This window comes from Monashia sp. NPDC004114 (genome assembly GCF_053603855.1).
Genome location: NZ_JBSGGK010000019.1, coordinates 22861 through 47931, shown reverse-complemented (window position 1 = coordinate 47931; position 25071 = coordinate 22861). Strand labels below are relative to the sequence as shown.

Annotated in this window: 20 protein-coding genes and 1 riboswitch; of the genes, 13 read left to right on the top strand and 7 right to left on the bottom strand. The window is 70.9% G+C overall.

From position 1 onward, the window contains the following. Nucleotides 1–16 precede the first annotated feature (16 nt). The gene (locus ACWEOW_RS20490) at nt 17–865 is read right to left on the bottom strand and encodes a type IV toxin-antitoxin system AbiEi family antitoxin domain-containing protein (RefSeq protein ID WP_452271145.1); all 849 of its coding nucleotides are present in this window, start codon (nt 863–865) and stop codon (nt 17–19) included. Between the two features lie 206 nt (nt 866–1071). Here ACWEOW_RS20490 and ACWEOW_RS20485 point away from each other — a divergent pair, with 206 nt between their 5' ends. The 5 genes from ACWEOW_RS20485 (at nt 1072) to ACWEOW_RS20465 (ending at nt 6256) form a co-directional block, all read left to right on the top strand. After that, nucleotides 1072–1884, top strand: a complete 813-nt coding sequence (locus ACWEOW_RS20485; protein ID WP_452271095.1) for a thymidylate synthase — start codon at nt 1072–1074, stop codon at nt 1882–1884. A 60-nt stretch (nt 1885–1944) separates the two neighbouring features. Next, complete coding sequence (locus tag ACWEOW_RS20480) at nt 1945–2409, top strand: dihydrofolate reductase (RefSeq protein WP_452271094.1); 465 nt, start codon at nt 1945–1947, stop codon at nt 2407–2409. Between the two features lie 179 nt (nt 2410–2588). Beyond that, nucleotides 2589–3476: a 4-hydroxy-tetrahydrodipicolinate synthase gene (gene dapA / locus ACWEOW_RS20475; protein ID WP_452271093.1), complete on the top strand. Its 888-nt coding sequence runs from the start codon at nt 2589–2591 to the stop codon at nt 3474–3476. A 46-nt stretch (nt 3477–3522) separates the two neighbouring features. Beyond that, nucleotides 3523–5208 (top strand): ribonuclease J, encoded by a 1686-nt coding sequence (locus tag ACWEOW_RS20470; protein WP_452271092.1) that lies wholly within the window; start codon nt 3523–3525, stop codon nt 5206–5208. A 1-nt stretch (nt 5209) separates the two neighbouring features. Then, nucleotides 5210–6256 (top strand): endonuclease/exonuclease/phosphatase family protein, encoded by a 1047-nt coding sequence (locus ACWEOW_RS20465; RefSeq protein ID WP_452271091.1) that lies wholly within the window; start codon nt 5210–5212, stop codon nt 6254–6256. A gap of 75 nt (nt 6257–6331) precedes the next feature. Here ACWEOW_RS20465 and ACWEOW_RS20460 read toward each other — a convergent pair whose 3' ends face one another. Both ACWEOW_RS20460 and ACWEOW_RS20455 read right to left on the bottom strand, forming a co-directional pair. Further along, nucleotides 6332–7717, bottom strand: coding sequence for an aminotransferase class V-fold PLP-dependent enzyme (locus ACWEOW_RS20460; protein WP_452271090.1), 1386 nt, complete (start codon nt 7715–7717; stop codon nt 6332–6334). A gap of 37 nt (nt 7718–7754) precedes the next feature. Continuing rightward, nucleotides 7755–7883: riboswitch (SAM riboswitch) on the bottom strand. A gap of 169 nt (nt 7884–8052) precedes the next feature. Next, nucleotides 8053–10521, bottom strand: coding sequence for an ATP-binding cassette domain-containing protein (locus tag ACWEOW_RS20455; RefSeq protein WP_452271089.1), 2469 nt, complete (start codon nt 10519–10521; stop codon nt 8053–8055). A 272-nt stretch (nt 10522–10793) separates the two neighbouring features. Between ACWEOW_RS20455 and ACWEOW_RS20450 the strand changes: the two genes are divergently transcribed. Beyond that, on the top strand, nt 10794–13769 hold the full coding sequence (locus ACWEOW_RS20450) for a DNA translocase FtsK 4TM domain-containing protein (protein ID WP_452271088.1): 2976 nt from the start codon (nt 10794–10796) through the stop codon (nt 13767–13769). 3 nt (nt 13770–13772) lie between these two features. On the opposite strand, the gene ACWEOW_RS20445 is transcribed toward ACWEOW_RS20450, so the two are convergent. The 3 genes from ACWEOW_RS20445 to ACWEOW_RS20435 are packed head-to-tail and all read right to left on the bottom strand — an operon-like array spanning nt 13773 to nt 17618. Continuing rightward, complete coding sequence (locus ACWEOW_RS20445; protein ID WP_452271087.1) at nt 13773–14249, bottom strand: PPOX class F420-dependent oxidoreductase; 477 nt, start codon at nt 14247–14249, stop codon at nt 13773–13775. A 52-nt stretch (nt 14250–14301) separates the two neighbouring features. Beyond that, nucleotides 14302–14979, bottom strand: a complete 678-nt coding sequence (locus ACWEOW_RS20440; RefSeq protein ID WP_452271086.1) for a response regulator — start codon at nt 14977–14979, stop codon at nt 14302–14304. Further along, a complete protein-coding gene (locus tag ACWEOW_RS20435) occupies nt 14976–17618 on the bottom strand; it encodes a DUF4118 domain-containing protein (protein ID WP_452271085.1) in 2643 nt (880 codons plus the stop codon). Before ACWEOW_RS20435 ends, ACWEOW_RS20440 begins: the two co-directional genes overlap by 4 nt. 90 nt (nt 17619–17708) lie before the next feature. Here ACWEOW_RS20435 and ACWEOW_RS20430 point away from each other — a divergent pair, with 90 nt between their 5' ends. Next, nucleotides 17709–18455, top strand: coding sequence for an ion channel (locus tag ACWEOW_RS20430; RefSeq protein ID WP_452271084.1), 747 nt, complete (start codon nt 17709–17711; stop codon nt 18453–18455). Between the two features lie 79 nt (nt 18456–18534). Here ACWEOW_RS20430 and ACWEOW_RS20425 read toward each other — a convergent pair whose 3' ends face one another. Next, nucleotides 18535–19740 carry a dipeptidase gene (locus ACWEOW_RS20425; protein WP_452271083.1) on the bottom strand — a complete coding sequence of 402 codons (1206 nt, stop codon included), beginning with the start codon at nt 19738–19740 and terminating at the stop codon, nt 18535–18537. Between the two features lie 37 nt (nt 19741–19777). On the opposite strand from ACWEOW_RS20425, the gene rimO reads away from it, so the two are divergent. From rimO to ACWEOW_RS20395, 6 genes are read left to right on the top strand one after another with little or no spacing between them, the layout of a single operon-like run. After that, complete coding sequence (gene rimO, locus ACWEOW_RS20420) at nt 19778–21250, top strand: 30S ribosomal protein S12 methylthiotransferase RimO (protein ID WP_452271082.1); 1473 nt, start codon at nt 19778–19780, stop codon at nt 21248–21250. After that, nucleotides 21247–22071: a CDP-diacylglycerol--glycerol-3-phosphate 3-phosphatidyltransferase gene (gene pgsA / locus ACWEOW_RS20415; protein WP_452271081.1), complete on the top strand. Its 825-nt coding sequence runs from the start codon at nt 21247–21249 to the stop codon at nt 22069–22071. The genes rimO and pgsA overlap by 4 nt, the downstream gene beginning before the upstream one ends. Before the next feature lie 2 nt (nt 22072–22073). Further along, nucleotides 22074–22652 carry a CinA family protein gene (locus tag ACWEOW_RS20410; protein WP_452271080.1) on the top strand — a complete coding sequence of 193 codons (579 nt, stop codon included), beginning with the start codon at nt 22074–22076 and terminating at the stop codon, nt 22650–22652. A 12-nt stretch (nt 22653–22664) separates the two neighbouring features. Continuing rightward, entirely contained in the window at nt 22665–22967 is a 303-nt protein-coding gene (locus ACWEOW_RS20405; protein WP_452271079.1) for a helix-turn-helix domain-containing protein, read from the top strand. Nucleotides 22968–22984: 17 nt separating this feature from the next. Then, nucleotides 22985–23875 carry a serine hydrolase gene (locus ACWEOW_RS20400; RefSeq protein ID WP_452271078.1) on the top strand — a complete coding sequence of 297 codons (891 nt, stop codon included), beginning with the start codon at nt 22985–22987 and terminating at the stop codon, nt 23873–23875. Next, a complete protein-coding gene (locus ACWEOW_RS20395) occupies nt 23872–24978 on the top strand; it encodes a mandelate racemase/muconate lactonizing enzyme family protein (protein ID WP_452271077.1) in 1107 nt (368 codons plus the stop codon). Before ACWEOW_RS20400 ends, ACWEOW_RS20395 begins: the two co-directional genes overlap by 4 nt. The last annotated feature ends 93 nt before the right edge of the window (nt 24979–25071 follow it).

The following is a 25071-nucleotide window of genomic DNA, read 5'->3' as shown; positions in this document are numbered from 1 at the left end:
GTCCAGCCACGCAGGCTCAGGAGCGTCGCGACCTCGACCGCGAACGCGCACGGCGTGACCGCAACGTCAGGCCAGTAGCCACGCACCGTGAGGCGCCCCCGCTGGGCAGAGGCCCGGTCTCGGAGGCCGTCACGAACCCGGCCCGACCACCCCTCGTGGCGCAGCCGTCCATCGATCTCGAGCAGGAGGTGCTGGGCCTCGTAGAGGTTGTCACACCGTCGAGAGCCGCCCAGGGGCTCCTGCCTTCGGGCGACCGGCAGGCCATGGGCTCGTTCGACATCGCGAACGTACCTGACCTCGGCCGCGCTCTCGGCGCCCGATCCGAGGTCTGCGAAGCACTCGAGCAAGACAGCCCGGTGTGTCTGATGCGGTCGCTGAGAAAGCGCAGCGACCGCCTGTCCTCGTCGGTGAGGCGCAGCTGGCAGGCGCGTGCTGCGAGGGACAGCACGCGGTCCAGGGGGCGGCGCAAGCCGAGGTCCAGGACGGTGTGCTCGACGGTCGTCCGGTGTGGCCAGGCTGTGGGGTGGACGCGTCGGCCGAACACACGGGACCGGGTGACGGCGATGCCTGGCCGTATGCTGGCGCGTCGTCCGGCGGGGACGATCACCTCGACGTCCTCGGGCTCTCGTCGTTCGAGGCCCCACGCGAGTGCAGCGCTGGTGCCTGCGAGGGCGACATCTCCGCCGATGTAGAGCAACGCGGCGACGGCGCGAACCTCCCAGTCGTCACGACCGGGAGCAGTCAGGTACACGCCCGGATGCGGGACGACCCACCGACGTGATGAGACGGCCCAGCGGATGGCCTCCGGACCGATTCCGGCCGCGACCGCCTGGGCCTTCGTGACAAGTCCAGCCTGTCCGGCCACCCGGGCGCGGAGGATCGGCGACTGTTCGATCGCTCGGTCGGCCCGCACCAGCCCATCGTCACCAGGAGAGCCCCAGCCTCGAGGGTGTCGTCCACAGGAGTGCTCGCGACGTCATGCGGAGTGTGCAGGAACTGGGGTCAGGGCACCGAGGAGTGCACACGGCAGGGCTTCGACGAGCTGTCCTCGCGCCGGGTTACGCTGCCTGGGTGCGGCAGTACCTCGACCTCCTCGACACCGTCCTGACCCACGGCCAGGAGAAGTCCGACCGGACCGGCACGGGCACGCTCAGCGTCTTCGGCCACCAGATGCGCTTCGACCTCGCAGACGGCTTCCCGGCACTGACCACGAAGAAGCTCCACCTGCGGTCGATCATCGGCGAGCTGCTGTGGTTCCTCCGCGGCGACACCAACGTGCGGTGGCTGCAGGAGCGAGGCATCACCATCTGGGACGAGTGGGCCGACCAGGACGGTGAGCTCGGCCCGATCTACGGCTACCAGTGGCGCTCCTGGCCGACGCCCGATGGGCGCCGGGTCGACCAGATCGCCAAGGTCATCGAGCAGATCCGCACCAACCCCGACAGCCGGCGGCTCATCGTCTCGGCGTGGAACGTCGCGGATGTCGACGACATGGCCCTGCCGCCGTGCCACACCCTGTTCCAGTTCTACGTCTCGCCGGCCGGCAGCGACGGGCGGCGACGACTGTCCTGCCAGCTCTACCAGCGCAGCGCCGACATCTTCCTCGGCGTGCCCTTCAACATCGCGTCGTACGCCCTGCTCACCCAGATGGTCGCCCACCTGACCGACCTCGAGCCGGGCGAGTTCGTGCACACCCTCGGTGACGCGCACCTCTACCTCAACCACCTCGACCAGGCGCGGCTCCAGCTCACCCGCACGCCGCACTCGCTGCCGACCATGCACATCAACCCGGAGCGTCGCAGCATCGACGAGTTCGACCTCGACGACTTCGAGCTCGTCGGCTACGTCGCCGAGCCGGGCATCAAGGCGCCGATCGCGGTCTGACCCGGCGCCGCGCCCGGGAGGGCCGTGCCACCCCGGCCCGGGCTGTGCCAGCCTGTGGACATGACCAATGTGACGATGATCGCCGCGGTCGCCAGCAACGGCGTCATCGGAGACGGGCTGACCATGCCGTGGCACATCTCCGAGGACCTCAAATACTTCAAGCGCACCACCATGGGCCATCCGATGGTCATGGGCCGGCGCACGTTCGATGCGATGGGAGTCCTCCCCGGCCGCCGCAGCATCGTCATCACCCGCCAGCCCGAGTGGCAGCACCCGGACGTCGAGACCGCGCACTCGCTCGCTGAGGCGCTCGCACTGGCCGGCCCCGCGGACGAGGTGTACGTCGTCGGCGGGGGTGAGATCTACCGGGAGGCCATGCCGTATGCCGCCCGGCTGCTCATCACCGAGGTCGCACAGTCGCCGGAGGGTTCGGTCACCTTCCCGGCGATCGACGCCGACGACTGGACGGAGACGTCCAGGCAGGAGCGCGACGGCTTCGCCTGGGTGACCTACGAGCGGCGCTGAGGTCGGCCGTGTAACGGCGCCGGAGGCGGGCCGATGTAGCCGATGGCAAGGCACTACTCGGACCCCCGAGCGAGTAGTGCCTTGCTTCGTCTCTGCCGTCGCATCCCGGCCGAACCGGACATCTCGTCACTCGGCGGGTGCACACGGTGCCCTCGGCCCTGGGCGCTAACCTTGGCCCCATGGCTGCCGCACCTGCGCTCGGACGTGTTCTCTCCGCGATGGTCACGCCGATGCGCCCCGACGGCAGCGTCGACCTGGACGCTGCGGCGCACGTGGCCACCCACCTGGTCGACGCCGGCCACGACGGGCTCGTCATCTCAGGCACGACCGGCGAGTCGCCGACGACCACCGCCGCTGAGAAGGACGAGCTGCTGCGGGTGGTCATCGACGCCGTCGGGGACCGAGCCGTCGTCATTGCCGGCGCCGGAAGCAACGACACCGCCAAGAGCGTCGAGTCGGTCCGGGCCGCCGAGAAGGCCGGGGCCGACGCCGTCCTCGCCGTGACGCCGTACTACAACAAGCCTCCGCAGGCGGGACTTGTCGCGCACTTCCTGGCCCTCGCCGACGCGAGCGACCTGCCGGTCATGATCTACGACATCCCCGGCCGGGCCGGCATCGCGATCGCGCGCGAGACGTATCTGCGGATCGCCGAGCACGACCGCATCCGTGCGGTCAAGGACGCCCGTGGGGACCTGTGGCTGGCGAGCGAGCTGATGCAGGCGACCGGGCTGGACTGGTACTCCGGCGACGACGCGATGAACCTCGCGCACTTCGGCAACGGAGCGGTCGGCTTCGTCGGCGTAACCTCCCAGGTGGCCCCAGCGGCATACCGCCGGATGGCCGACGCCGTGCTCGACGGGCGCTGGGACGACGCTCGCGCAGTCCACCGGCACCTCGCGCCGCTCGTCCACGCCATCATGAACGTCACGCAGGGGGCCATCATGGCCAAGGCGGGCCTGGCCCTGCAGGGCGTCATCGCATCGCCCACCGTGCGCCTTCCACTCGTGCCGGCCGACGACGAGCAGACCGCTCTCCTGCGCGACGCCCTCGGGACGGTCGCCGAATGACCTCGGTCGGCTCGCGCCGACGACACCACCGAACGACAGGACACCTGTGAGCCATCCTCACCCCGAGCTGAACTCGCCCCCCGCCCTTCCGGAGAACGGCCTGCGGGTCGTGGCCCTCGGGGGGCTCGGCGAGGTCGGCCGCAACATGGCCGTCCTCGAGACCAAGGGCCGCCTGCTCATCATCGACTGCGGCGTCCTCTTCCCGGAGGACCACCACCCCGGCGTCGACCTGATCCTCCCGGACTTCTCCTACATAGAGGACCGCCTCGACGACATCGAGGCGATCGTGCTCACGCACGGCCACGAGGACCACATCGGCGCCGTGCCGTACCTGCTCCGCCTCAAGCAGGACATCCCGCTCATCGGGTCGACACTGACCCTCGCCCTCGTCGAGGCCAAGCTCAAGGAGCACCGGATCCGGCCCTTCAGCATGGCCGTGCGAGAAGGGCAGCGGGAGCGGCTCGGGGTCTTCGACCTCGAGTTCGTCGCGGTGAACCACTCGATCCCCGACGCTCTCGCGGTCTTCGTCCGCACCGACGCCGGCTCGCTGCTGCACACCGGTGACTTCAAGATGGACCAGCTGCCCCTGGACGGGCGGCTCACCGACCTGCGCGCCTTCGCGCGGCTCGGCGAGGAGGGCGTCGACCTGTTCCTCACGGACTCCACCAACGCCGACGTGCCGGGTTTCACCACGCCTGAGCTCGAGATCGCACCAGCCATCGACAAGGTGTTCCGGCACGCGGAGCGGCGCATCATCGTGGCCTGCTTCAGCAGCCACGTCCACCGCGTCCAGCAGGTTCTCGACGCGGCGGAGAAGGCCGGGCGCAAGGTCGCCATGGTCGGTCGCTCGATGGTCCGCAACATGGGCATCGCAGCCGACCTCGGATACCTCCAGGTGCCCGAGGACATCCTCGTGGACCTCAAGCGGATCGACGCGCTGGACGACGACCAGGTGGTGCTCATCTGCACCGGCTCCCAGGGCGAGCCGATGGCGGCGCTGTCCCGGATGGCCAACCGCGACCACCGCATCAACGTCGGCCCCGGAGACACCGTGCTGCTCGCCAGCAGCCTGATCCCCGGCAACGAGAACGCCGTCTACCGCGTCATCAACGGCCTGATGCGCCTTGGAGCCAACGTCGTGCACAAGGGCAACGCCAAGGTGCACGTCTCGGGCCACGCGAGCGCCGGTGAGCTCCTCTACGCCTACAACATCGTCAAGCCCCGCAACGTGATGCCCGTCCACGGCGAGTGGCGCCACATGTTCGCCAACGCGCAGCTGGCCAGGAGCACCGGTGTCGCGGACGACCACGTGGTGCTCGCCGAGGACGGCGTCGTCGTCGACCTCGTCGACGGGCACGCCGCGGTCGTCGGCGTCGTCGACTGCGGCTACATCTACGTCGACGGCACCAACATCGGAGGCACCGACGAGGCCCTGCTCAAGGACCGCCGGATCCTGCGCGACGAGGGCTTCATCACCTGCATCGTCGTGCTCGATGCCGCAACCGGGAAGATCGCATCCGGCCCGGAGATCACGGCGCGCGGTTTTGTCGAGGACGAGGAGATCTTCCAGCAGGTCATCCCCAAGGTGGAGCGCGCCGTGGAGGAGGCGGTCGCCAACGGCGTCCGCGACGACCACCAGCTCCAGCAGGTCATCCGTCGAGCCGTCGGGTCCTGGGTCGGCGGCAAGATCCGCCGGCGCCCCATGATCATCCCGGTCGTGCTTCAGGCCTGAGATGACCGCCACGCACGTCGCTGCGGCACCCGTCGACGAGGCGGAGCCCGACGAGTCCGACGAGCCCGACGAGCGCGTTCGGCTGCCACGCTGGTGGCTGGACGTGGCCATCGGCGTCGCGCTCGTCATCCTCGTCGGGATGGGCGCGCTGCGCTGGCTGGACTCGACGGCATACCTCGTGGTGGTCATCCAGTCCGGCGCCCCGTTCGTGGTCGTCGGGCTCGTCCTGCTGACAGCGGCGACCCTGCTGCTACGGCGGTGGTGGATGGTGGTGCCGGTCGTCGCGGCGCTCACGGTCGCGATGGCGATGGTCGTGCCGACGTACCGGTCCCATGCGTCGCCCAAGGCGGACCGCGACCTCACGGTCATGGCAGCGAACCTGCGCTTCGGGCAGGCGAACCCGCTGCAGCTGATGGACGCCGTGCGCTACCACGGCGTCGACGTGCTCGTGCTCACGGAGGCCACGCCGGACGCCATCCAGGGTCTCGACGACGACGGCGCGACCGCGTACTTCACGCAGCGGGTCGGAACGCCCCGGGCGGACACGTACACCGGCACGATGATCCTGTCGCGCTACCCGCTGAGCCTGCGCAGCGCCGGGACCGACTCTGCCGCCGAGGCGACCCCCAACGCGCAGCCCGAGGTCGACGTGACCGTCGCCGAAGGCCGGGTGCGCCTCAAGGTGGCGCACCCGATGGCTCCGGTGCGCGGCGCGACGGACCAGTGGCACGCCGGCTTGCAGCGCCTCGACGTTTGGAAGGACGCGCAGCACGGCAGCGAGCCGGTGATCATCGCCGGTGACTTCAACGCGGCCTTCGGCCATCCGGTCTTCCGTGACCTCGCGACCGGGCTGATCGACGCCCAGCGTGAGGCTGGGCAGGGCTGGGTGCGCACCTGGCCCTACTCCGACAGCCGTATGCCGCCCTACGTCCAGATCGACCACGTGCTGAGCCGGGGGCTCACCCTCGTCGAGGCGGGTGAGATCGCGTACAACCGGGCCGACCACGCGGCAGTATGGGCGAGCTACGCCCTCCAGAAAGCCGGCTGACCGAACTGGTCGAGTGTGCACGCGTCCCACACGTCCCACGCGTCCCACGGTGCCGAGGATGCGCTGGGCAGCGCATCACCAGGGCCGGTCGACCTCGATGTCGCGCGGGTCGTCGCCGTCGAGCACCCAGCCCGCCTCGGTGTGCGACCAGGACGAGGCCGGGCCCTGCTCGACCAGCTGTCGGACCGCCGTGACGAGGCGCTCGACGCCCTCCGCAGTGCTGCCCAGCCCGATGCTGGCGCGGACGGCGGTAGCCGGCTGCTCCCCCCAGGGGTCGTCGAGGAGCTCATCGACAAGCAGGTGCGCGCAGAACTTGCCGTCGCGCACACCGATCCCGTGCTCGACGGAGAGCACCTGCGACACGAGGGAGGACTCGAAGCCGTCGACGGTGAAGGCCACGACGCCGACCCGGTCGTGCTCCTCGTCGAAGATGTGGAGCACCTCGACGCCAGGCACGTCCTCCAGGCCGTCCCGAAGCCGTGCGAGCAGCTGCTCCTCGTGAGCCTCGATCGCGGGTCGGTGTCGGCGGATCGTCGCGCACGCCGCGGCGAGGGCGATGGCACCGATGACGTTCGGGCTGCCGCCCTCGTGGCGGGCCGGCCCGACCGCCCACGTCGTGCCCTCGTCGGTGACGGCGCGGGTGGCGCCCCCGCCGAAGAGGTACGGCGTGCCGGCGTCGAGCCAGTCGGACCGGCCCGCGAGGACGCCGGCGCCGTAAGGGGCGTACGTCTTGTGGCCGGAGAACGCGACGTAGTCGGCGTCCCAGGCGGCGAGGTCGATGGTGCGGTGCGCGGACAGCTGCGCGGCATCGACGGCGATGCGTGCCCCGTGGTCGTGGGCGAGCCGCGCGAACCGCTCGACGGGCCAGACCTCGCCGGTCACGTTGGACGCGGCCGCGATGACGACGAGCCGGTGGCGCGACGGGTGCTCCGACAGCGCCTCGTCGAGCAGCGCGTGGGCGTCCTCGACCGACTCCGGGATCGGAAGCCGGACCGTGCGGAAGCGACCCCATGGAAGCAGCGTCGAGTGGTGCTCGGTCCCGAAGACGAACACGGTCGTGCGGCCCGGCAGGGCCTTGGAGAGCACCGACCAGGAGTCCGTGGTCGTGCGGGTGAAGACGACGATGTCGTCCGCTCGGGCCCCGACGAACTCGGCCACCTCGGAGCGTGCCTGCTCGTACCACGCGCTCGTCAGGCGGGACGCGAACCCAGCGCCGCGGTGGACGGAGGAGTACGTCTCCAGCGCCCGGTCGACCGCAGCCTTGACCTCGGTCAGGGCTGGGGTCGAGGCCGCGTGGTCGAGGTTGGCGTAGCGGACCTCGCCGTTCACGGTGGGGACGCGCAGGCCGGCGCCGACGACGGTCGGCAGCGTGCTCGCCTCCGGCACGACATGCAGGGCCCGCGTGCGCACGACCGGCGCCGGCGCGCCGCCACAGAGTGCGGTGGTGGGGAGGACGGACATGAGACTGCTCCTGGGTCTGAGGGACCCACCGGATGCAGGCCCGCGCTTGCCGGCCCTCGCATGTCACGAACACCGCGAGGAACGGCCAGGTCGTCACCCGGAGCACCCCACCGCGGAGGAGGGTTGCTGGCCAGCGAGCCGGGGCTTGTCGCTGACACTCTTGACCTGGCACGACGATAGGGGGCCCGCCTGAGGGCTGTCCACCCGTCGGTCGGGAGGTGTCGCCATCTGAGACACCGTGCCGCTCCGCGTCGCGCTCCACCGTCGCGCTCTCCGGGATGCGGCGGATGGGCCAGCGCGCTCTGCGGTCGCGTGGTCTCCCGCCCGGTTTTGGGTCACCCCCCGACGTATGCCGCGAGGTGCTCGCCCGTGAGCGTGCCCTGCGTCGCCACGAGCTCGGCGGGAGGACCCTCGAAGACGACCCGGCCGCCGTCGTGGCCGGCGCCCGGGCCGAGGTCGATGACCCAGTCGGCGTGTGCCATGACGGCCTGGTGGTGCTCGATGACGATGACGGACTTGCCGGAGTCGACCAGCCGGTCGAGGAGCCCGAGCAGCTGCTCGACGTCGGCCAGATGCAGACCGCTCGTCGGCTCGTCGAGCACGTAGACGTCGCCTTTCTCGGCCATCTGGGTCGCCAGCTTGAGCCGCTGACGCTCGCCGCCGGACAGCGTGGTGAGGGGCTGACCGAGGCTGAGGTAACCTAGCCCGACGTCGTCCAGCCGGCGCAGGATCTGGTGCGCCGCAGGGATCTTGGCCTCGCGGTCGGCGAAGAACTCGACGGCCTCGGCGACGGGCATGGCGAGGACCTCGCTGATGTCCTTGCCGCCGAAGGTGTACTCGAGCACCTGGGCTTGGAACCGCTTGCCTCCGCACTCCTCGCAGACGACGGCGACCCCGGCCATCATCGCCAGGTCGGTGTAGATCACCCCGGCGCCGTTGCACGTCGGGCACGCGCCCTCGGAGTTGGCGCTGAACAGCGCCGGCTTGACCCCGTTGGCCTTGGCGAAGGCCTTTCGGATCGGCTCGAGCAGCCCGGTGTACGTGGCGGGATTGCTGCGGCGAGAGCCGCGGATCGCTCCCTGGTCGACGACCACCACGCCGTCGCGGCCCGCAACCGAGCCGTGCACCAACGAGCTCTTGCCGGAGCCCGCCACTCCGGTGATGACGACAAGCACGCCGAGCGGGAGGTCGACGTCGACGTCCTGCAGGTTGTGCGTGCTCGCGCCGCGCACCTCGAGGGCTCCGGACGAGGTCCGGACGGACGGCTTGAGGCTGGCGCGGTCGTCGAGGTGCCGCCCGGTGATCGTGTCGCTTCCGCGAAGCCCGTCGACGGTCCCTTCGAAGACCACCTCTCCGCCGGCCGTGCCCGCACCGGGCCCGAGGTCGACGACGTGGTCGGCGATGGCGATGGCCTCGGGCTTGTGCTCCACGACGAGCACCGTGTTGCCCTTGTCGCGCAGCTGCAGCAGCAGGCCGTTCATGCGCTGGATGTCGTGGGGGTGCAGGCCGATCGTCGGCTCGTCGAAGACATACGTGACGTCGGTGAGCGAGGAACCCAGATGCCGGATCATCTTGGTGCGCTGGGCTTCTCCGCCGGACAGCGTGCCCGACGAACGATCGAGGCTGAGGTAGCCCAGGCCCATCTCGACGAACGAGTCGAGGGCGTCACGAAGCGCGGTCAGCAGCGGGGTCACTGACGGCTCGTGCAGTGCGCGCACCCAGTCGGCGAGGTCGCTGATCTGCATGGCGCACGCGTCGGCGATGCTGATGCCCGCGATCTTCGAGGACCGGGCCGCCTTGCTCAGACGGGTTCCTTCGCACTCGGGACAGGTCGTGAAGGTCACCGCCCGTTCGACGAAGGCGCGGATGTGCGGCTGGAGCGAGTCGACGTCCTTGGACAGCATCGACTTCTGGATCTTCGGGACGAGCCCCTCGTAGGTGAGGTTGATCCCGTCGACCTTGATCTTGGTCGGCTCCTTGTAGAGCAGGTCGTGCAGCTCCCTCTTGGTGTACTTGCGGATCGGCTTGTCCGGGTCGAAGAAGCCGCTGCCGCGGAAGATGCGGCCGTACCAGCCGTCCATGCTGTAGCCCGGGATCGTCAGGGCGCCCTCGTTGAGCGACCTCGAGTCGTCGTAGAGAGCGGTCAGGTCGAAGTCCGTCACGTTGCCCATGCCCTCGCAGCGGGGACACATGCCGCCGGTGATGCTGAAGCTGCGCCGCTCCTTCGTCGTCGAGCCGCCTCGCTCGATGGTGACCGCTCCGGCCCCGGAGATCGAGGCGACGTTGAAGGAGTAGGCCTGCGGCGACCCGATGTGGGGCTTTCCGAGACGGCTGAACAGGATTCGGAGCATGGCATTCGCGTCGGTGACAGTTCCAACGGTGGAGCGAGGGTTGGAGCCCATCCGTTCCTGGTCCACGAGGATCGCCGTCGTCAGCCCGTCGAGCACGTCGACGTCGGGCCGGGACAGGGTCGGCATGAACCCCTGGACGAAGGCGCTGTAGGTCTCGTTGATCATCCGCTGGGACTCAGCGGCGATCGTGTCGAAGACGAGCGAGCTCTTGCCGGAGCCGGAGACGCCCGTGAACACCGTCAGCCGCCGCTTGGGGATCTCGATGCTGATGTCCTTGAGGTTGTTCTCGCGGGCGCCGTGGACGCGGATCAGGTCATGGCTGTCGGCGACGTGTGCCGTCCCAGACCGCGCTGCGCCGTCAGCCGGAGAACCGTCGGCCGCCTTCGCGTCGTTCGCGGCCGCGCTCGCCTTCTTCCGTGTCGCCGAGGCGCCGGTCCTCGTGGCGGTGCTCATCGTGTCTCCCTCTCGTCGGCGGGCCCCCGTCGGGCGCGAACCGTCCTCCGTCCACCGGCCCCAGGCGGGGTCGGCGAAGGTCCGTGGTGCTGCGGACCCCACGCTACGTCCGTGCCGGCGCGCGGGCGGATGTCCTGACTGGATCACGCTAGCCGCACGCCCCGAGCACGGCTTCTCGATTCCTGACCGGTTGCTCGCGCCAGATGGTCCGTTCCGCCCGTGTTGCGCGTGTGACGCGTGAGTTCAGAGGGGCGCTGGCGTACCGTGCAACCATGGCGACACGTCCGTCCAGCAGCCAGCGACAGAGCTCGGGCGCCGCGACCCGCGCGAAGGGGTCGGGCGGCGGCGCGTCCTCGCGCCCGCCCGCTGCTCGGTCGGCGCGCCCCGCCCAGCGCAAGCCGGCCGCCCGCAAGCCGGCTGGCAAGGCGAAGGACGGCGGCCTGCCGTTCCCGTTCAACGCGGTCCGCAACACGTGGATGGGTGTCTCGCACCTCGCCGGTGGGGCCGTGCGGCGGGTCGGGCACAGCGCCGCCGAGCTCGAGCCGGAGCACCGTCGCGACGGCCTCGGCTTCGCGCTCATCGCGCTCGCCATCGTCGTCGCCGCGCGCGAGTGGTGGAACGTCTCGGGTGTCGTCGGGCAGGCCGTGCATGCAGTCTTCGCCGGCACCTTCGGCCGGGTCGCGTATGCCGTGCCCCTGGTCCTGCTCGCACTCGGGCTTCGCATGCTGCGCGCGCCGCAGGACGAGGCGACGACCAACCGCATCGTCGTCGGGACCATCGCCCTGACGTTCGCCGCGTGCGGCCTCTCACACATCGCCGACGACATCCCCAACCCGCCCGACGGCGCCGACGGGATGCGCGCCGCGGGCGGCATCATCGGCTTCCTGGCCTCGAGCCCGCTTGCCGCGGCTGTGTCCGTGTACGGCGCGGTCACCCTGCTGTGCCTCCTCGGCCTCTTCGGGCTGCTCGTCATCACCGCGACTCCCGTCAACCTGATCCCGACCCGGCTTCGCCAGCTCAGGGACCTGGTCATCCACCGCGGCGACGCGAAGGGTGAGTCGGAAGCCGCCGACGCGCCCGCCGAGTCGCTCAAGCGCGCCCGGCGCAAGGGGACCGACCTCGAGCGGCGCGAGGGTGACGAGGCGTTCCGCCAGGCGGCCCAGCTCGACGCCGACGCCGAGGCAACGATGCGACTGCGCCCGGGCGAGAAGCGTCCGACCGCCCCCGGCGTCCTGGCCCCGCGCCCGAGCGGGGTGGGCGTCGACGCGAGCGACCCCCGCACACACGGCGCGCCCGAGACCGGAAAGGTCGGCCCGAAGGCGGAGCTGGTGCCACCTCCGACCTCGGAGCTGCCGGCCCGGGCCGAGCAGCTCTCCCTCGGAGGCGACATCACCTACCGCCTGCCGGACAGCGAGATGCTCAGCCACGGGGCGCCGCACAAGACCCGCAGCGAGGCCAACGACCGCGTGCTCGAGTCCCTGACCAACGTCTTCGAGCAGTTCGACATCGACGCGGCCGTCACGGGGTTCACCCGCGGGCCGACGGTCACCCGCTACGAGGTCGAGCTCGGCGCGGGCACGAAGGTCGAGCGCGTCACCGCGCTGTCCAAGAACATCGCGTATGCCGTCGCGTCGGCCGACGTGCGCATCCTCAGCCCGATCCCGGGCAAGTCGGCCATCGGCATCGAGATCCCGAACGCCGACCGCGAGAACGTCGCCCTCGGCGATGTGCTGCGGAGCCACACCGCGAGGTCGAACTCGCACCCCATGGTCATGGGCGTCGGCAAGGACGTCGAGGGCGCCTACGTCATCGCGAACCTCGCCAAGATGCCGCACCTGCTCGTCGCCGGCGCGACGGGTTCGGGCAAGTCGAGCTTCGTCAACTCGATGATCACCTCGGTCCTCATGCGCTCGACGCCGGAGGAGGTGAGGCTGGTCCTCGTCGACCCGAAGCGCGTGGAGCTCACGGCCTACGAGGGCATCCCGCACCTGATCACCCCGATCATCACCAGCCCGAAGAAGGCCGCCGAGGCCCTTCAGTGGGTCGTGCGGGAGATGGACCAGCGCTACGACGACCTGGCGGCCTTCGGCTTCAAGCACGTCGACGACTTCAACAAGGCGGTGCGGGCGGGCAAGGTCAAGCCGCTTCCGGGGTCCGAGCGACAGATCACGACGTACCCATACCTGCTCGTCGTGGTCGACGAGCTTGCCGACCTCATGATGGTCGCCCCGCGCGACGTCGAGGAGTCGGTCGTCCGGATCACCCAGCTCGCCCGGGCGGCGGGCATCCATCTCGTGCTCGCGACGCAGCGTCCGTCGGTCGACGTCGTGACGGGCCTCATCAAGGCCAACGTCCCGTCGCGGATGGCGTTCGCCACATCGTCGCTCGCCGACTCGCGCGTGGTGCTCGACCAGCCCGGCGCGGAGAAGCTCATCGGCCAGGGTGACGCGCTCTTCCTCCCGATGGGGGCGAGCAAGCCGATGCGTGTGCAGGGAGCGTGGGTCAACGAGTCCGAGATCCACGAGGTCGTCAAGTTCGTCACGACCCAGCTCAAGCCCAGCTACGTCGAGAACGTCACCGTCGCCACGCCCAAGAAGCAGATCGACGACGACATCGGCGACGACCTCGACGTGCTCCTGCAGGCGACCGAGCTCGTCGTCACGACGCAGTTCGGGTCGACGTCGATGCTGCAGCGCAAGCTGCGCGTCGGCTTCGCCAAGGCCGGGCGACTCATGGACCTGCTGGAGTCGCGGGGCATCGTCGGCCCGAGCGAGGGGAGCAAGGCCCGCGATGTGCTCGTCCGCCCGGACGACCTGTCGCAGACGCTGGCCCTGCTGCGCGGCGAGGACGTGCCGCATCCCAACGACGCAGCCGACGACACCGACGACACCGACGACCTTGCGGACGGCTCGACGGACGACGGAGCCACCGGGTATGCCGCACACGACGTGGGCGATGCGGTGGCACCGGGTGGCGCAGCGGCATACGGCAGCCCAGACGAAGCGGACGAGCCGGACGTGCGCGACGACCCGGGCGAGGACGCCGCGCCGCGGCGCACGGCGTCGCTGGTGGCCGAACGCGGCGAGCGTCGGGACCAGGAGGCGACCGAGGCGGTGCCCACCTCGGCCACGTCGCCGGGGGCCTCGACCTGGACCCCGGCGGACATGACACCGCGGGTCGATGAGGACGACGAGGAGTCGGAGGACGCCTGGAACCTCACCGACCGAGGCGGCCGCGAGCGCTGGTAGGGCCTACCGGCCGGCCGTGGCGACGATCCCGCCGCCCTCGGTGGCGATCACCTTGGTGGGCCGGATGGTCATGACGACCCGCACGGGTGCGTCGTGGATCTCGTAGTCCATGCCGTAGCGGTGCTGGAGGCCCTTGTAGAACGACGCGGTCTCGTCGTCGTCCTCGATGCTCTCCACGACTCCACGCACCTCGATCGTCCGGTACCCGTCGTCGGGGTCGGCGATCGAGAGCGACAGGCGCGGGTCCTGGGCGAGGTTGGCGAACTTCTGCCGGCTCTTGGTGTGGGTGATGCGCAGGCGCGCGCCGTCCCACACGAACCACATGACGCTGCTCTGCGGGGCGCCGTCGGGGCGCACGGTGGCCAGATGCGCGAAGAGCGGACGCTCCAGCAGGTCGAGGTGGCTCTCGGGGAGGGCGAGCTCGGTGCCCACGGGGCTGGTCGTCGGGTTCGTGGTGTTCTGGGTCGTGTCTTCACTCATGGAGGCGACAACACGGGCCGGCTCCGGTGTCATCCAGGGCCACCCACGAGTCTCAGAGGTTGAACCGGTAGCCGAGGCCGGGCTCGGTGACGAGGTGCTGCGGGTGCGCGGGGTCGGGCTCGAGCTTGCGGCGCAGCTGGTTGGCGTAGACGCGAAGGTAGTTGGACTCCCGACCGTAGGACGGCCCCCACACTGATTGGAGCAGCTCCTGCTGCGACACGAGGTGTCCCGGCTCGCGGCAGAGCGTCTCGAGCATCCGCCACTCGGTCGGCGTGAGCCGCACCTCGACGCCCTCCACGGTCGCGCGGCGCTCGGCGAAGTCGAGGGTGAAGTGGTCGGTCGACACCGAGCCGAGCTGGCGGCCGACGTCACCGCCGCGGCGCACCGCGGCCCGCACGCGTGCGAGCAGCTCTTCGACGCCGAACGGCTTGGTCACGTAGTCGTCGGCGCCCAGGTCGAGAGCCTCGATCTTGTCGTCGGACTCGTGACGCGCGGAAAGGACGATGACCGGAACGGCCGACACCGCCCGCACACGCCGCAGCACGTCCGTGCCGTCGAGGTCCGGGAGTCCGAGGTCGAGGATCACCACGTCGGGGGCGTCCTCGCTGACCGACTGCATCGCGGTGCGGCCGTCGCTCGCGGTCACCACCTCGTTGCCGTGGGCGCGCAGCGCGATGGTCAGCGTCCGCTGGAGCCGGGGGTCGTCGTCGACGACGAGCACTCGCGTCATGCGTCCTCCTGGAGACGGGCAGCCTCGGGTACTGGTCGAGTGGGGCCGGCATCCTCGGTCGTCGAGACGTCGGCCGCGGGTGCCCGCCGTGACGGAGCTTCCACGGGCCGCGGAGGCTCCGGGCCCTCGGCGGGCGGCTCGTGCGCGATCGGGAGCTCGATGACCATGGTCAGCCCGCCGCCCGGCGTGTCCTCGGCGACGAGCGTGCCCCCCATCACCGTGGTCAGGCCCCGCGCCACCGCGAGCCCGAGACCGAGGCCGTCTCCGCGCGGTGCGTCGCCGACGCGCTGAAACGCCGCGAAGATGCGGTCCTTGTCCTCGTCGCCGACCCCCGGCCCCCGGTCGATGACCCGCAGCTGGACCGTGTGCCCGATCGGGCCGGCCGTGACCCGGATCTCGTCGCCGCTGTGGTGCAGCGCGTTCTCGACGACGTTCGCGAGGACACGGTCCAGCAGGCCCAGGTCCGCAGTCACCAGTGGCAGGTCGTCCTCGATGTCGACGTCGACGCGTGCCGGGTCCGAGGTGGTGCGGACGGTGCCCACGACAGCGTCGAGCAGGTCGATCGAGTGGGCGTGGGCGCGGACCGTCCCGGTCTCGAGACGGGACAGGTCGAGCAGGTTGCCGATCAGGGCGTCGAGCCGGTCCGCCGACTCCTCGATCGACTCCAGCAGCTCGGCCTCGTCGCCCGGCGCGAGCTCCACTCCGGCCTGCCGCAGGGTCGACACTCCTGCCTTGATGGCCGCGAGCGGGGTGCGCAGGTCGTGCGACACGGCGGCCAGCAGGGTGGTTCGCGCTGCGTTGTCGCGGGCGAGCCCCGCGGCCTGCTGGGCGGCGCGGACCAGCTGCTCTCGCCCGTGCAGGATGGCGGCGTGGGCGGCATATGCATTGACCACCCGCTGGTCGCCGGCAGCGACGGGAGGACCGTCCAGGAGCAGGTGCACGCCCTCGTCCACCGTGGAGTCGAGCGTCCACGACTGCCCGGTCGGCAGCGGCGCGCCGACGACGAGCTCCGGGTCGGTGGAGGCGACCACGACCGAGCCGCCGTCACCGGTGGTCTCGGTGAGCACCGCGCGACGCATGCCCAGCGCGCTGCGGGCTCGGTCGAGCAGCGCCGGCAGGGGGCGTGGCTCAGCCAGGAGGTCGCGGCTCAGGGCTGCCAGCGCCTGGGACTCTCGCTGGGCAGCCACGGCCTGCTCGGTCCGGCGAGCTGCGAGGTTGACGATCCAGGACACCGCCATGGCCACGAGGACGAACACGGCAAGGGCTACGGCGTTCGGCGCCTGGCTGATGGTCAGCGTGCCGGTCGGCTCGGTGAAGAACCAGTTGACGACGAGTGACCCTGCGACCGCGCAGAACAGTGCCGGCCAGATGCCTCCGACCAGCGCACACGCGACCGTCAGCGCGAGGTAGAGGAGCAGGTCGAGGGACAGGGTGTGTCCGTCCTGGGTGCTGACGAGCACGACGGTCAGCGGCACCATCGCGACCACAGCGAGCAGGAAGCCGGCCAGCACCCGCTGCCAGGGCAGCCCGCGCGCCCGTCGGGCCCGGTGGCCCACCTTGGAGTCCTCGTGCGACACGAGGTGCACGTCGATCTCGGCGCCGGAGCCGTCGGCGACCTCGGAGGCGATGCTCGGCCGGAGCAGCTGCTGCCATCGGCTGCGGCGGCTCACCCCGACCACGATCTGGGTGGCGTTCACGCCGCGGGCGTAGTCCAGGATCGCGGCAGCCGTGTCGTGGCCGGACACGTCGTGGAACTCCGCGCCGACATCGCGAGCGACCCGGCGCAGCCGGGCCAGGGTAGCCGGGTCGGCGCTGACCAGGCCCTCTGCCGACCGCACGTGGCAGGCGATCAGGTCACCGCCCGCGGCTCGGCTCGCGATCCGGGCACCGCGTCGCAGCAGCGTCTCGCTCTCCGGGCCACCGGTCACCGCGACGACGACCCGCTCGCGGGCCGGCCACGGCTCGCGGATGCCCTGAGCCTCCCGGTACCGCTCCAGGGCCTCGTCGACCCGGTCCGCCAGCCACAGCAGGGCGATCTCGCGCAGGGCCGCGAGGTTGCCGACCCGGAAGTAGTTGGCCAGGGCGGCGTTGACCTTCTCGGGCCCGTAGACGTTGCCATGGGCCAGCCGGCGCCGCAGCGCCTCGGGTGTCATGTCGACGAGCTCGACCTGCTCCGCCCGGCGCACCACCTCGTCCGGCACGGTCTCCTGCTGGCGGATCCCGGTGATCGACTCGACGACGTCGTTGAGCGACTCCAGGTGCTGGATGTTGACGGTCGAGAGCACGTCGATGCCGGCGTCCAGGATGTCCTCGACGTCCTGCCACCTCTTCTCGTGGACCGAGCCCGGCACGTTGGTGTGCGCCAGCTCGTCGACGAGCACCACCTGCGGCCGTCGGGCGATGACGGCCGCAGGGTCGAGCTCGGTCAGGTGCGACCCGCGGTACTCCAGGGCCAGGCGCGGCAGGATCTCCAGGCCCTCGAGCAGCTGCGCCGTGTGAACCCGTCCGTGCGTCTCGACGATGCCGACGACGACGTCCGTGCCGCGCTCGCGACGCCGGTGGGCCTCGTCGAGCATCGCGACGGTCTTGCCGACTCCGGGTGCGGCGCCCAGGTAGATGCGCAGCGAACCACGACCCATAGGTCGATCCTCGCAGGTCAGCCCTCGGTCTCGCCCGAGTCGGGCGGTCGTTGACGCGTTCTTGACGGACTGGCCACTAGGCTCGACCAGGTGAGCGCGTCGTTGGAGCTGTGGCCGTCAACGTCCCGCCGAGGCGGCCCGCCGACGCGGTGGTACCGCTTCCGTCGCAGCTTCAGGGAGCTGCCCTGTGCGGTCCTGCTCGTCGTCCAGCTCGTGGCGATCGTGGTCTACCCGTCGATGGAGAACGCGACGCTGGGGGAGTGGCGGTACTTCGGCAAGAGCCTGTTCGGCCTGGTCGGTCTCGTCGTGCTGTTCCTCGCTGTCCGCGCCGTCCGGGCGACCCCGGCGTTGACCTGGATCGCCGCGGGCATCGGCATCCCGGTCGTCCTGCTCACGGTCGCGGAGGCGGTCTGGCCCGACAACGACGCGGTGGCGTTCTGGTCGTCCATGCTGCACGCCGTCTTCTACTTCTACACCGGCTACGCGCTGCTCCGGTACATGTTCGCGGACAACTGGGTGACCAAGGACGAGCTCTTCGCGACCGGCGCCACGTTCACTGTCGTGGCCTGGGCTTTCGCCTATCTCTACTTCGCCATCCAGTTCATCTGGCCGAACTCCTTCACGATCTACGGCGAGGCGCTGCCAGGCACTCGGACCTGGTACGAGCTGCTCTACCTGTCGATCACGACGATGACCTCGACCGGCCTGTCGGACATCAGCGCTGTCACCCCTCACGCGCGGTCGTTCGTCATGCTCGAGATGATCTCCGGCATGCTCTACGTCGCGCTCGTGGTGGCCCGCCTGGTCGGGCTCACCATCGCCCGCTTCCGCCAGTAGGCCGGGCCGGGCGAGATGTCAGCTCCGCGCCGTCGTTCCGAGACGTCGCCGTATGCCGCTGCCCGGCCCGCCGCTCGCGTCAGCCGTCGAGCTCGCTCATGGTCTTGAGGCTCGGCGCGCGGGTGGTCTGCAGGTCGCGGGCGACCGACTCGACGTCGCGCATGACTCGAAGCGTGTTCCCGCGGACGAGCTTGTGCACGTCGCCGGTCGCCCAGCCTCGGTCGAGCAGCGCTGCCACGAGGCGCGGGTAGCCGCTGACGTCCTCGAGCCCGACCGGAAAGGTGTCGGTGCCGTCGTAGTCGCCGCCGATGCCGACATGGTCGATGCCCGCCGCGTCGCGGACGTGCTCGAGGTGCGCGACGACCTGGTCGATCGACGCGTCCGGCTTCGGGTGGTCGGCGCTCCACGATGCGGTGAAGACCCCGAACGCCTCCCAGTCCTTGGCGTCGACGCCGACCTGAGCCGCGGCGGCCGCCGCCTCCACTCGCCACTCGGCCGTGGCCGGGGAGACGAACTCGGGCACGAAGGTGACCATGCAGATCCCGCCGTTCGCAGGCAGCGCTTCGAGCACGTCGTCAGGCACGTTCCGCGGGGTGTCACACAGGGCCAGCGCGGACGAGTGGCTGAACACGACCGGCGCATCCGTGGCCTCGAGGGCATGCCGCATCGTCGTCGCGGCCACGTGGCTGAGGTCGACCATCATGCCGAGGCGGTTCATCTCGCGGACGACCTCGCGGCCGAACTCCGTCAGCCCGCCGACCAGCGGAGCGTCGGTCGCCGAGTCGGCCCACGGGGTGTTGTCGTTGTGGGTCAGGGTCATGTACCGCACGCCGAGCACATGCAGCAGGCGCAGTGTCGCGAGCGAGCTGCCGATGGAGTGGCCGCCCTCAGCGCCGAGCAGCGAGGCGATCCGGCCGGACGCATTGGCGCGCTCGACCTCGTCGGCCGTGCGTGCGAGCGCGAGCCGGTCGGCATACGTCCCGATCATCCGGTGTACGCCGTCGATCTGCTCGAGCGTGGCGATGACGGCGGAGTCACCCTGCAGGGTGCTCGGCACGAAGACCGACCAGAACTGTCCGCCGACGCCGCCCTCGGCCAGGCGCGGCAGGTCGGTCTGCGTCGTGGCGACCTTCCGCGTCAGGTCCAGAGCCTCGAAGTCGTAGCGAACCTGCTCACGGGCGGCCCAGGGGAGGTCGTTGTGCCCGTCGATGAGCGGGCTCGCGGCGAGCAGCTCGCGCGCCTCGGCGACCGGGTCGGGGTGGCTGCGGGGGTCGGTTCCGAGCATGTCGGCCATTGAACACCCCGCCATCTAGAGTGGACGCATGACCCCGCCCCCCGCGACCACCGAGAGGAGCGTTGCCCTCGTCACCCTCGGGTGCACGCGCAACGAGGTCGACTCGGAGGAGCTCGCCGGGCGGCTGCTCGCCGAAGGCTGGCGCCTCGTCGACGACGCCGGGGACGCGGATGTCGCGGTCGTCAACACCTGCGGGTTCGTCGAGCAGGCCAAGAAGGACTCGATCGACGCGCTGCTGGAGGCTTCGGACCTCAAGGCCGACGGGCGGACCCAGAAAGTCGTGGCCGTGGGGTGCCTCGCCGAGCGCTATGGCGAGCAGCTCGCCGAGCAGCTCCCGGAGGCCGACGCGGTTCTCGGGTTCGACTCGTACCGCGACCTGAGCCGGCACCTCCAGACCCTGCTGGCCGGTGGGCAGGTCGCAAGCCACACGCCGTCCGACCGCAGGACTCTGCTGCCGCTGTCGCCGGTGGACCGGCAGGCGGGTGCGGCCTCGGTGGCGCTGCCGGGTCACGGGGCCGGCGTCGCCGCCGATCTCGACGGCGCCGAGGTGCCCGTGCCCGCGAGCGGGCCGCGGGTCGTGCGCGCTCGGCTGGACGGCCGTCCGTGGGCGCCGCTGAAGATCGCCTCGGGCTGCGACCGTCGGTGCGCGTTCTGCGCCATCCCGATGTTCCGCGGCGCCTTCGTCTCGCGACGCCCGGCCGACATCGTCGCGGAGGCGAGGTGGCTTGCCGCCGACGGTGTCAAGGAGCTCTTCCTCGTCTCCGAGAACTCCACGTCCTACGGCAAGGACCTCGGTGACCTCGGCCTTCTCGAGAAGCTCCTTCCCGAGCTCACCGCTGTCGAGGGCATCGAGCGGGTCCGCGTGTCGTACCTCCAGCCGGCCGAGATCCGGCCCGGGCTGCTGCGCGCCATGGCCGACACGCCCGGGGTCGTGCCCTACTACGACATCTCCTTCCAGCACGCCTCGGAGCCACTGCTCCGGTCAATGCGCCGGTTCGGCTCGCGTGAGGCCTTCCTCGACCTGCTCGACCGCGTCCGCACGGACGCGCCGCAGGCGGGCATCCGGTGCAACGTCATCGTCGGCTTCCCGGGTGAGACCGAGGCCGACCTCGACGAGCTCGAGGCGTTCCTGTCCGAGGCGCGGCTCGACGTCGTCGGCGTGTTCGGTTACTCCGACGAGGACGGCACCGAGGCCGAGAGGTATGCCGGCAAGCTCGCACCCGAGGTCATCGCCGACCGAGTCGACCGGTTCACCCGGCTCGTCGAGGAGCTCACCGCTCAGCGCGCCGAGGACCGTGTCGGCGAGCTCGTCGAGGTGCTTGTCGAGGAGATCGACGAGGACGGCCGAGCCGTGGGGCGTGCCGCCTTCCAGGGGCCGGACGTGGACGGCGTGACGACCGTGCTGGCGGGCGACAGCGCCGGTGCGCCCCGGGTCGGGGACCTGGTGGCGGCCGTCGTGGTCGCCACCGAAGGGATCGACCTGGTGGCGGAGGCGCGATGACCCCTCCGACCACGTTCCACCGTGGGGAGGGACCGGCACCTCGACCCACCGACTGGAACCTGCCCAACGCTCTGACGGTGCTGCGCTTCCTGCTCGTCCCGGTCTACGGCGTCCTGCTCTTCCTCGACGGCGGCACGGACCCATGGTGGCGGTTCTGGGCCTGGGTGGTCTTCGCCCTCGCTGCGGTCACGGACGGGGTCGACGGCAAGCTGGCGCGCCGGCGTGGCGAGATCACGAACTTCGGCAAGGTGGCCGACCCGATCGCGGACAAGGCGCTCACCGGCACGGCGTTCATCGGTCTGTCGGTGCTGGGCGTGGTCTGGTGGTGGGTCACCGTCGTCATCCTCGTGCGCGAGGTGGGGATCACGGTGCTGCGGTTCGTCATCATCCGTCACGGCGTGATGCCTGCGGGACGCGGCGGCAAGCTCAAGACGATGCTCCAGACGCTCTCGCTCGGTGCGCTGACGTTCCCGCTCTGGGTGCTGCCCTTCGGTCAGGCGTGGACGTATGCGGCATACGTCATCCTCGGCGCGGCGCTCGTCATGACGGTGGTCAGCGGCGTCGACTACGTCTTCAAGGCCGCGCGCCTGCGCGAGACGAGCGACCGCACCCGCGAGCGTCGCGCGGCGCGGGCGGCAGAGCGGGCCGCGCACCGCGAGGCGCGCCGAGAAGCCCGCACCGGCACCACCGAGCACCCGGCGGCGGCGTCCGAGCACCCCGCCACGGTGTCCGAGCAGTCCGTCGGTGTGGCCGAGGCCGCCCAGGACGAGTCGCAGAACACGGACTCTCAGGGCACCGAGCCCAGCGCCCGGCGGGACTGACGGTGTCGGCGCGCGGCACCGACGGTGACCTGCTGGTCTCGCGGCTCACCGCCGTCGGCCAGACCATCGCCTGCGCCGAGTCCCTGACCGCCGGCCTCGTTGCGGCGACGATCGCCGACACGCCCGGGGCCTCGCTGGTCCTGCGAGGAGGCGTGGTGGCCTACGCCGCCGAGGTCAAGACCGACCTGCTCGGCGTGCCTGCCGAGCTCCTCGCGCAGGTCGGGACGGTCGACCCCGCCGTCGCCATCTCCATGGCCGAGGGATGCCGGGCCCGGCTGGGGGCCACGTGGGGCGTCGCCACCACAGGCGTCGCGGGTCCGGGTCCCTCCGAGGGCAAGCCCGCAGGCACCGTCCACATCGCCGTCGCCGGACCCTCGGGAACAGTGACGCGTGCGCTGGAGTTGAACGGAACCAGAGCCCAGATCCGCGCGGCCACCGTGGCTGCCGTGCTGGGTCTCGCACTCGAGCAGACCGACACCCTGGGTAGAACCGCTGCGCTGCTGGCGGACCCTCGGGGTACGGTAGGCCTATCGGGTTCCCAGCGCGGCGGGCCTGACGGCAGACGAGACACCAGCGACTGAAGGAGGGGCGGCATGACGACACTGTTGCGACGCGAGCTCGGTGACGTCCTCCGCGAGCGTCGGCGCGCGCAGGGCCGCACCCTTCGCGAGGTCTCGGCCACCGCCTCCGTCTCCCTCGGCTATCTCAGTGAGGTCGAGCGGGGCGAGAAGGAGGCGTCCTCCGAGCTGCTCGCCTCGATCTGTGGGGCGCTCGAGCTCCCGCTGTCACAGGTGCTCATCGACGTCTCGAGCCGGATGGCCGAGAGCGAGGGCTTGGCGAAGACCGTCTCGCTGCCCGTGCCCTCGGGTGACGTGGTGTCGGCCTCCGCTGCCTGATCGTCTACCGTTCGAGGGTGCCATCGCCCCTCGCCGTGCCCGTCCCCCCTGCCTTCGCCTCGCTCGAGGCCCGGCTCCGCTCGCTCACGCCGACCGGCGCCTCGGTCTCGGTCTGGCTCGGTGACCTCGACGGGGCGGCTCGGTTCGTCCACGCCGAGCTGGCTCCGCACTACGCGGCGTCGACGATGAAGCTGCCGCTCGTCATCGCCGTCTACCGGAGGGTGGTGCGTGGGGAGCTGGACCTCGACACCACCTATCCCGTCCACAACGACTTCACCTCGGTCCTGGACGGGTCCAGGTTCCACATCGACGACTCCGACGACCAGGATCCGGAGACGTGGGCGGCGATCGGGTCGAGCCGCACGCTGCTCGAGCTCGCCGAGCACGCCATCACCCACTCCAGCAACCTCGCCACCAACCTGCTCATCGAGATCGTCGGCCTCGACGAGGTGGCCGAGGTGCTGCGGATCGTCGGGTGCTCGCCGACCATGGTCGTGGCACGGGGGATCGAGGATGCCACCGCGCGCGAGGCCGGCATCACGAACAGTGTCACCGCAGCCGACCTCGGCCTGGTGATGGCCGCCGTCGGGCGGCGGGACCAGGCCCTCGGGGGCGCCGAGGTCCTCGATCCGGTCGAGCAGATCCTCTCCCGGCAGCTGCATGTCGACCAGATCCCGGCCGGGCTTCCCCAGGGCACGCCGACGGCGAGCAAGTCCGGCTGGATCCCCGGCGTGTCGCACGACGTCGCTCTGGTGCGCCCCGTGGGTGAGGCGCCGTTCGTCCTGGCTGTCTGCACGACCGTCGACCTTTCCGAGACCGAGGGCGCGGCATTCGTCGCGTCGATCGCCCATGACGTCTGGGCGGCCGACCACGCCGAGGACGCCTCGTCGTCGGCGACACGGGCATGACGCACGTCGAGCGGGTCGTCGCGACCGCGTCGTCGGTGCGGCTGCACACGCCGTTCGTCACTGCCCTGCGGCGCACCGAGACCACCGACACCGTCGTCGTCACGGTGACCGACAGCGATGGCCGGACCGGCTGGGGCGAGGCCCCACAGGTGTGGCAGGTGACCGGGGAGTCGCTCGCGGGGGCGACGGCGTGCATCGAGACGATGCTGGCCCCCCTCGTCGTCGGCCACCCACTCGAGGACCGCGAGGACCTCGCCCGCGTCGCCGGAGCCGTCGAGAAGGCGGTCGCCCGCAACTTCGGCGCCAAGGCCGCCGTCGACGCTGCCCTGCACGACCTCGTCGCCCAGGCCGAGGGGATCTCCGTGGCCGCGCTGCTGCGCGGCTCACCGGACGGCATACCCGGGGTGCTGACGACGGACGTGACGCTCTCGGCAGGGGAGGCGTCGGCACTTGCCGACACGGCGCGCGACCGCGTTGCCGGTGGTTTCCAGACCCTCAAGATGAAGGTCGGGACGGACGCCGCGACCGACGTGCAGCGCGTCGCATCCGTGCGGGACGCGGTGGGGCCGGACGTCGCGATCCGGCTGGATGCGAACCAGGGGTGGACGCGCGAGGAGGCCGTCCGGGTCATCCGGGCGCTGGAGGTGGCCGACCTCGGTGTCGAGCTCGTCGAGCAGCCCGTCGTCGCCGATGACGTCGAGGGACTGGCGTGGGTGCGCGAGCGGGTGGGGCTGCCGATCATGGCCGACGAGTCGTGCTACGGCAGGTTCGACCTGGAGCGGATCATCCGCCTCGGTGCTGCCGACCTCGTCAACGTCAAGCTGGCCAAGTGCGGGTCCTTGACCACCGGCCGGGACCTGCTGCGCCGAGCCCACGACGCCGGGCTGGGGACGATCGTGGGCTCGATGATGGAGACGCACGTCGGGCTGGGTGCGGCTGCCGCCCTCGTCGCGGCCGAGCCGACGACGCAGATCAGCGACCTCGACGCCGCCTGGTGGTCGGTGTCATCCCCGGTGGGCGGCGGAATCGCCTACTCCGGCAACGAGATCCGTATGCCGCAGGGGGCGGGACTGGGCATCGACGGCTGGGTCTCGCACGCCTGAGGCTCCCGCCTCCCGATCCGGCAACACACCGAGCAGCGGCGAACCTTGACGGAAATAACCGTCCAGGGTTGCCGACTGCTCGGTGTGTTGCTT